Genomic DNA, 3,100 nt, shown 5'->3' on the forward strand with positions numbered 1-3,100 from the left:
GTGCCGGCCAGCCCCGCGCGCTGCCCCCCGGCGCCTTACGAGCGCGCCAGCCTGATCGCGCATTATTTGAAGGCGAACAAGCCGCGCGCCAAAATCCTGATCCTCGACGCCAAGGACACGATCCCGCAACAGCGTCTGTTCGAGACGGCATGGAAGGAGCTTTATGGCGCGATGATCGAACGGATCGGACTGTCGCAGGGCGGCCGGGTGACCTCGGTCGATCCCGCCACCAACACCATCGTCACCGAGTTCGGCAATTACACGCCGGCGGTCGCCAATGTGATCCCGCCGCAAAAGGCCGGCCGCATCGCCGACATCGCCGGCGCCGCCGATCGCAGCGGCTGGTGCCCGATCGATCCCTTAAGCTTCGCCTCAAAACTCGTGCCCGACATCCATGTCATCGGCGATGCCTGTCTCGGCGGCGGAATTCCGAAATCGGCATCGGCCGCGAACGCGCAAGGCAAGGCCTGCGCCGCCGCGGTCGCGAGCCTGCTCTCCGGCAAGACGCCGCAGGCGCCGCGGCTGCAGGGCATCTGCTACAACACGGTGGCGCCGGGTTACGCGTTCTCGCTCGCCGGCACCTATCAGCCCAAGGACGACATCTTTGTCGAGGCCGAAGGCAGCGGTGGTAACAGTCCGGTCGATGCGCCGCGTGAATTGCGCGCGCGCGAAGCCGAGGATGCGCAACGATGGTACCACACGATCACGGCGGACAGCTTTGGCTAGATCGGTTCTCCAGATGGCCTGCCTGACGGTGTTTGGGTTCGCCCTGCCCGCGATCACCGCGGCGCAGGCGCTCGCACCTTACACCGTCGTCGGCGACGGCATTCCGGATTCGCTGACCGGCGCTGCCGGCGACGCCGCGCGCGGCCGTGCGCTCATCGTCGACCGCGCCAGCACCTGCATTCTCTGCCACTCCGGGCCGTTTCCGGAACAGAAATTCCAGGGTGACCTCGCGCCCAGCCTGGCCGGCGCCGGCAGCCGCTGGAGCGTGAGCCAGCTGCGGCTGCGGCTGGTCGATGCGTCCCGTCTCAATCCCGCAACGATCATGCCGTCCTATTATCGCGTCGACGGCCTGGATCGCGTCGGCCACGCCTGGCGCGGCAAGCCGATCCTGTCGGCGGAACAGATCGAAGATATCCTGGCTTATCTTGCCACGCTGCGCGAATAGGAACGTCAAGACCATGTACCACCGCGATCACGCCACGCGCCGCCGCTTTCTCGGCCTTGCCGGCGGCGCCGCCATCGCCGGCGCCGCTCCGGGCGTAATGGTGCGCCCCGCGGAGGCAACGCCGGCGATGCTGGCCGCAGCCATCCGTGCCATCGTCGGCGAGGCGGCCGTGCATGCCGGCAAGGTCAAGCTCGACGTGCCGCCTCTGGTCGAGAATGGCAACACGGTGCCGATGACAGTCAGCGTCGACAGTCCGATGACCGAGCAGGACTACGTCAAGGCGATCCACGTCTTCAACGAGAAGAACCCGCAGCCGAATATCGGCAATTTCCACCTCGGCCCCCGCGCCGGCCGCGCCCAGGTCGGAACCCGGATCCGGCTCGCCGACAGCCAGACGATCACGGCCATCGCGCGGCTGTCAGACGGCTCGTTCTGGTCTGCAAGCGTCGACGTCGTGGTGACGCTGGCGGCCTGCACCGAGGAGGACTGATCCATGGCCGCCGCATTGATCAACGTCCCGCACAAGGCGAAGCGCGGCGACATCATCGAGATCAAGGCCCTGGTGTCGCATATCATGGAGACCGGCTTTCGCCGCACCGCGGCCGGCGACCTCGTTCCGCGCAACATCATCACCAGCTTCACGTGCCGCTACAATGGCGAGGAGATCTTTCGCGCCGACCTGTTTCCGGCGATCGCCGCCAACCCGTTCTTGTCGTTCTTCACGATCGCCAGGGACAGCGGCAAATTCGAGTTCGAATGGATCGGCGACGAGGGCTTTTCCGAAACCGCGTCGGCCTCGATCAGCGTCGAATGACGACTTCGCGCACGATCATGCTGGCGGCGCTGCTGCTCATCGCCGTCCCCCTCGCGGCCAGTGAGATCCCGCCCGACCAGCGCCGCTCCGGCTACAGCTTCATGACGCCGGAGACCAGGGCGATCCAGGACGACGACACCGCCAATCCCGGCATGCTGTCCGTGCTCGACGGCGAAGCGTTGTGGAAGAAGAAGATGGGCGCGGCTGACAAGGCCTGCGCGGACTGCCATGACGATGCATCGACCAGCATGAAGGGCACGGCCGCCCGCTATCCGGCGTTCGAGCCGTCTCTCTCACGCCCCGTCACTCTGGAGCAGCGCATCAATCTCTGCCGCGCCAATCATCAGCAGGCGACGCCGTTGCCCTATGAAAGCCACGACCTGCTGGCGCTGACCGCCTTCGTCGCCCGGCAGTCGCTGGGCATGCCGATTGCGGCCGGCGACGATCCGCAACTCAAACCCTTCATTGACAGGGGCCACGACTTGTTTCTGCATCGCGAGGGCCAGCTCAACCTCGCCTGTGCCAATTGCCACGACGACAATTTTGACAAGCACCTTGCGGGCTCAGCGATCACGCAGGGCCAGCCGACCGGCTATCCCTTGTACCGGCTGGAATGGCAATCGCTCGGCTCGCTGGAACGGCGCCTGCGCGGCTGCATCTTCGGCGTCCGCGCGCAACCTTACGACTACGGCGCGCCCGAACTGGTCGAGCTCGAGCTCTATCTGATGGTACGGGCGAAGGGCATGCCGATGGAGACGCCGGCGGTGCGGCCCTGAAGGGCGGATGCGCCCAAGCCCGCGCCCACGAATTCGCATTCAAACCCAGATACGGGTTCACGGTCTCGCGGCGTGATGCGCCCGAGCTTTGCCAGAAGTCTTGCGCCTCGAGAACGAGGGCGCAGGGAATGCCGGGTGCACGCTGCACCCGCGGTCTCGTGTGCAAATAGCAGAACGAAAACAAAGCACACGAGCATACAGGTTCAGCGGAAACACTCCGACATTCCCTGCGCAATGGCTTTACGGCTTACTTCGCGCTCTCCCCGGCGATCCGGCTTGTTTGACACCGTCGCCTTCGGCGTGGCCACTCCGCCCGGTCGGGCTGAGCGGCCTCCAAAG

At 65.9% G+C, this 3,100-nt stretch carries 5 protein-coding genes; all 5 read left to right on the forward strand.

The features are described from left to right. A partial coding sequence (locus tag WCB02_RS20055; RefSeq protein ID WP_423960728.1) for an FCSD flavin-binding domain-containing protein occupies positions 1-726 on the forward strand: 726 nt, incomplete at its 5' end. 13 nt (positions 727-739) lie between these two features. Further along, positions 740-1,171 (forward strand): sulfur oxidation c-type cytochrome SoxX, encoded by a 432-nt coding sequence (gene soxX, locus WCB02_RS20060; protein ID WP_423960736.1) that lies wholly within the window; start codon positions 740-742, stop codon positions 1,169-1,171. Between the two features lie 13 nt (positions 1,172-1,184). Next, the gene (locus WCB02_RS20065) at positions 1,185-1,661 is read left to right on the forward strand and encodes a SoxY-related AACIE arm protein (protein ID WP_423960729.1); all 477 of its coding nucleotides are present in this window, start codon (positions 1,185-1,187) and stop codon (positions 1,659-1,661) included. 3 nt (positions 1,662-1,664) lie between these two features. Then, complete coding sequence (gene soxZ / locus WCB02_RS20070) at positions 1,665-1,985, forward strand: thiosulfate oxidation carrier complex protein SoxZ (protein ID WP_423960731.1); 321 nt, start codon at positions 1,665-1,667, stop codon at positions 1,983-1,985. Next, positions 1,982-2,761, forward strand: a complete 780-nt coding sequence (soxA, locus tag WCB02_RS20075; protein ID WP_423960734.1) for a sulfur oxidation c-type cytochrome SoxA — start codon at positions 1,982-1,984, stop codon at positions 2,759-2,761. The genes soxZ and soxA overlap by 4 nt, the downstream gene beginning before the upstream one ends. Positions 2,762-3,100 lie beyond the last annotated feature (339 nt).

This window comes from Bradyrhizobium sp. (genome assembly GCF_049581145.1).
In the GTDB taxonomy this organism is placed as follows: domain Bacteria; phylum Pseudomonadota; class Alphaproteobacteria; order Rhizobiales; family Xanthobacteraceae; genus Bradyrhizobium.

What these genes read in the sequence shown, in the direction of transcription:
- soxX (WP_423960736.1), top strand. Translation starts at nt 740, where the DNA reads ATGGCCTGCCTGACGGTGTTTGGGTTCGCCCTGCCCGCGATCACCGCG.
- soxZ (WP_423960731.1), top strand. Translation starts at nt 1,665, where the DNA reads ATGGCCGCCGCATTGATCAACGTCCCGCACAAGGCGAAGCGCGGCGAC.
- soxA (WP_423960734.1), top strand. Translation starts at nt 1,982, where the DNA reads ATGACGACTTCGCGCACGATCATGCTGGCGGCGCTGCTGCTCATCGCC.
- WCB02_RS20065 (WP_423960729.1), top strand. Translation starts at nt 1,185, where the DNA reads ATGTACCACCGCGATCACGCCACGCGCCGCCGCTTTCTCGGCCTTGCC.